The organism is Haemophilus sp. SZY H53, assembly GCF_054332375.1.
The window spans coordinates 1-3,763 of record NZ_JBTGNV010000020.1 but is presented as its reverse complement, the minus strand read 5'-3'; the positions used below and the strand labels follow the sequence as shown (position 1 = coordinate 3,763).

Annotated in this window: 2 protein-coding genes and 2 pseudogenes; 3 read left to right on the top strand and 1 reads right to left on the bottom strand. The window is 36.3% G+C overall.

Annotated elements, in window-relative coordinates; all coding sequences use genetic code 11:
- The first annotated feature begins 283 nt into the window (after nt 1-283).
- Both ACXVWB_RS11115 and nadN read left to right on the top strand, forming a co-directional pair.
- On the top strand, nt 284-1,063 hold the full coding sequence (locus ACXVWB_RS11115; RefSeq protein WP_289902530.1) for a hypothetical protein: 780 nt from the start codon (nt 284-286) through the stop codon (nt 1,061-1,063).
- A gap of 24 nt (nt 1,064-1,087) precedes the next feature.
- Nucleotides 1,088-2,899, top strand: a complete 1,812-nt coding sequence (gene nadN, locus ACXVWB_RS11110) for an NAD nucleotidase (RefSeq protein WP_049357781.1) — start codon at nt 1,088-1,090, stop codon at nt 2,897-2,899.
- 202 nt (nt 2,900-3,101) lie between these two features.
- Here the strand turns inward: nadN and ACXVWB_RS11105 are convergent.
- Nucleotides 3,102-3,458: pseudogene (locus ACXVWB_RS11105) on the bottom strand (transposase); the annotation flags it as partial.
- 30 nt (nt 3,459-3,488) lie between these two features.
- Here ACXVWB_RS11105 and ACXVWB_RS11100 point away from each other — a divergent pair.
- Nucleotides 3,489-3,763: pseudogene (locus tag ACXVWB_RS11100) on the top strand (RnfABCDGE type electron transport complex subunit D); the annotation flags it as partial.

Genomic DNA, 3,763 nt, shown 5'->3' with positions numbered 1-3,763 from the left:
AAAGAATATTCTCAAACTCGAAAGTGATTTAAGAATATAGCTTACTTTTTTCTCTGTATATATAGACAAAAAGCCTGCGAGTTTTATACTTTTTGAGCAAAATTGCAAGTTTTGGATGAGCATTCTAATAAGTACGTTATATTCTCTTGAAAAAGTAAACATTATCATTCACATGCAATTTTGTTTTACGTATAATCTAAGAAACTCTCAAATAGTTTTAGGTCAAGTTTACGCGTTAAGCGGTATTTTATATTGATAAAATATCAGTTAAATGAGGTTTATTATGAAAATCAGTTTTCATTCTGTGTTACTTGGATTAGCGTCATGTATTGGCATTCAACAATCTGTGATAGCGAGTCCTCCTTCGTCTTCTCACCAATCAATATCTACTGAGTCCGCTGAGGCTTTAAAGCAACAATTTTCAATCGCTTTAGCCAAACAAGAAAAGCAACAAGTTTCGATTTTACAGAAAAAACTCACCGCACTTTTTTCTTTACCTCCTCAATTCCTAGATAATCAGATCCAAATAAGCGAAAAAATCCTCACTCGCATTTTTAAAACAGATAAAAATCTCACCCCTAAATTTCTTGATTATTTATACTTTGAACCGATAAATACTGGCGATGCTAATTTAATTCAGAAAATGAAGAAAAACTTACTGGTGTCTTTTTTAGCGAATGAGCAGGCAAAAATTTATATTCGTCAAACAGATAATTCGGAGCAATTTGTTCAGGCTTTAATAGAACGGGGAGCCAAACCAGATCAAATTATATTATTGTCTTTGGATGCTAAAGGCATATTTCAAAAAATTATTGAACAGATGCGTCAAGATTTTCCTAATCAAACAACTTTTTCTATTACTGAGAATCGAGTGAGTTTGATAACCCCTTCTTCTGAAATTAAGCCCCGCCTCGCTCTAGCCAATATGATGTTTGCTCGCCAATTTAAAGGGGTGGAGGTTGATGATTTTTCGTATTTGGATCAAGCACGTGAAAATCTTCAACACAATAACTATGCTATTCGTTATAAGACTTTCCAAGCAATGCTTGAAGGCTTAAATTAATCCGTTTACTCACAAGGAGCCATTATGTTTTTATCTAAAAAATCAGTTACCTTTGCAGTTAGTGCGTTAGCAATGCTTTGCTCAGGTGCAGCCTTTGCTAAAGAAGCGCCGCAAGCACATAAAGCTGTTGAGTTAAGTATCTTACATATTAACGACCACCATTCTTACTTGGAACCGCACGAAGCGAGAATTAATTTAAATGGTCAACAAACAAAGGTTGATATTGGTGGTTTTTCTGCTGTGAATGGGAAACTTTATGAGTTACGTAAAAAGTATAAAAATCCATTAGTGCTACATGCAGGTGATGCGATTACCGGTACGCTGTATTTCACCCTTTTTGGTGGTTCTGCTGATGCGGCTGTCATGAATGCTGGTAATTTCCATTATTTTACTTTGGGTAACCATGAATTTGATGCGGGTAATGAAGGTTTATTAAAACTACTCGAGCCATTAAAAATCCCAGTACTTTCAGCCAATGTTATTCCTGATAAAAATTCAATTTTATATAACAAATGGAAACCTTACGATATTTTCACTGTAGATGGAGAAAAAATTGCTATTATCGGTTTAGATACCGTGAATAAAACGGTTAATTCCTCTTCACCAGGTAAAGATGTGAAGTTCTATGATGAAATTGCTACTGCGCAAATTATGGCAAATGCGCTAAAACAACAAGGTATTAATAAAATCATCTTACTTTCACATGCAGGAAGTGAAAAAAATATCGAAATCGCTCAAAAAGTAAATGATATTGATGTGATCGTTACTGGCGATTCACATTATTTATACGGAAATGATGAATTACGTGGTTTAAAATTGCCAGTAATCTATGAATATCCACTTGAATTTAAAAATCCGAATGGTGAACCTGTATTTGTAATGGAAGGTTGGGCTTATTCTGCTGTGGTGGGTGACTTAGGTGTTAAATTCAGCCCTGAAGGTATTGCGTCTATTACTCGTAAAATTCCTCATGTGTTAATGAGTTCTCATAAACTTCAAGTGAAAAATGCGGAAGGTAAATGGACTGAATTAACAGGCGATGAACGTAAAAAAGCGCTTGATACTTTAAAATCAATGAAGAGTATTTCACTTGATGATCATGATGCAAAAACAGACATGCTTATTTCAAAATATAAAAGTGAAAAAGATCGTTTAGCACAAGAAATTGTTGGCGTCATCACCGGTTCTGCAATGCCAGGTGGTTCAGCAAATCGTATCCCAAATAAAGCAGGCTCAAATCCAGAAGGTTCTATTGCAACGCGTTTTATTGCAGAAACAATGTATAACGAACTCAAAACAGTGGATTTAACCATTCAAAATGCAGGCGGTGTTCGTGCGGATATTTTACCAGGCAATGTAACCTTTAATGATGCTTATACTTTCTTACCTTTCGGGAATACGTTATATACCTATAAAATGGAAGGTTCGTTAGTGAAACAAGTGCTTGAAGATGCGATGCAATTTGCTTTAGTTGATGGTTCTACAGGGGCATTCCCTTATGGCGCGGGCATTCGTTACGAAGCGAATGAAATACCAAATGCGGAAGGTAAACGTTTAGTCAGCGTGGAAGTATTGAATAAACAAACCCAACAATGGGAACCAATTGATGATAATAAACGTTATCTCGTTGGTACTAATGCTTATGTAGCTAGCGGTAAAGATGGTTACAAAACTTTTGGTAAATTATTTAACGATCCGAAATATGAAGGCGTTGATACTTACTTGCCTGATGCGGAAAGTTTCATTAAATTTATGAAAAAACATCCGCACTTTGAGGCTTACACTTCATCAAATGTGAAATTTAATGCTTCTAGTGATGCGTTACCTAAAAAATAAAAGCTAAAATATATTGAAAATAGCGCGTATTTAACACTCGATTTTATACCTCAGGCAAACCCACTTTATAGACCATCTGGTAAAGGTGGGTTTATTTTTTGTCGTTTTATCTCTTTCTATTACATTTCACTTTAGATTGCCATTCAAGCAGTCAGTTTCGTAGAGTTTTTACCATTACCTCATATTAATAAAGTCTGAATTATAAAAAGCGTAAAAAAGCCCATAGCACAAGGGCATTTTCTTGATATTTTGTGCTTGCTTGCATGTGTACTTTCGACGAACCTCTGTAATGGGCATAACTATGTCTATGGTGTTGTTCTGCTTCCGTAAAGTTATGCTCAACCATTTTTGCTAGACGTTTGTAGAGTTTTTCCCTTGCTCCGATGACTTAACTGCATTGGCGTTTTCTATCGTAGCTTGATAAGTGTGTCAGGTAATCAGCCTTTCGGCTTTTTATTTTTGTCGGGCGACGATAATCAAATACACTAATAACCTCTCGGCGAGCCAAGCTTTCTGTGATAGGGACGGTAAAATAGCCAGCATCAAGCCCGACGGCTTTTTTGGGGGGGCTGAAAGCGTTATGTCGAGGAATCAAGGTGGTCAAGCAGCATTACAACACACTGTAACCGGTCAACCAATTACTTGGATGGATGCATTCATTGGTAATATTCCTGGTTCAATGGGTGAGGTTTCAACGCTTGCGTTATTAATCGGTGGTGCAGTGATTGTATTCACCCGTATTGCTTCTTGGCGCATTATGGCTGGTGTCATGATCGGTATGATTGGTACAGCAACCTTATTCAACTTAATCGGTTCTGATTCTAACCAAATGTTCTCAATGCCTTGGCATTGGCACTTTGTATT

Excerpts from the sequence above, each read along its gene's own strand:
- ACXVWB_RS11115 (WP_289902530.1), top strand. The coding sequence starts at position 284 with ATGAAAATCAGTTTTCATTCTGTGTTACTTGGATTAGCGTCATGTATT.
- nadN (WP_049357781.1), top strand. The coding sequence starts at position 1,088 with ATGTTTTTATCTAAAAAATCAGTTACCTTTGCAGTTAGTGCGTTAGCA.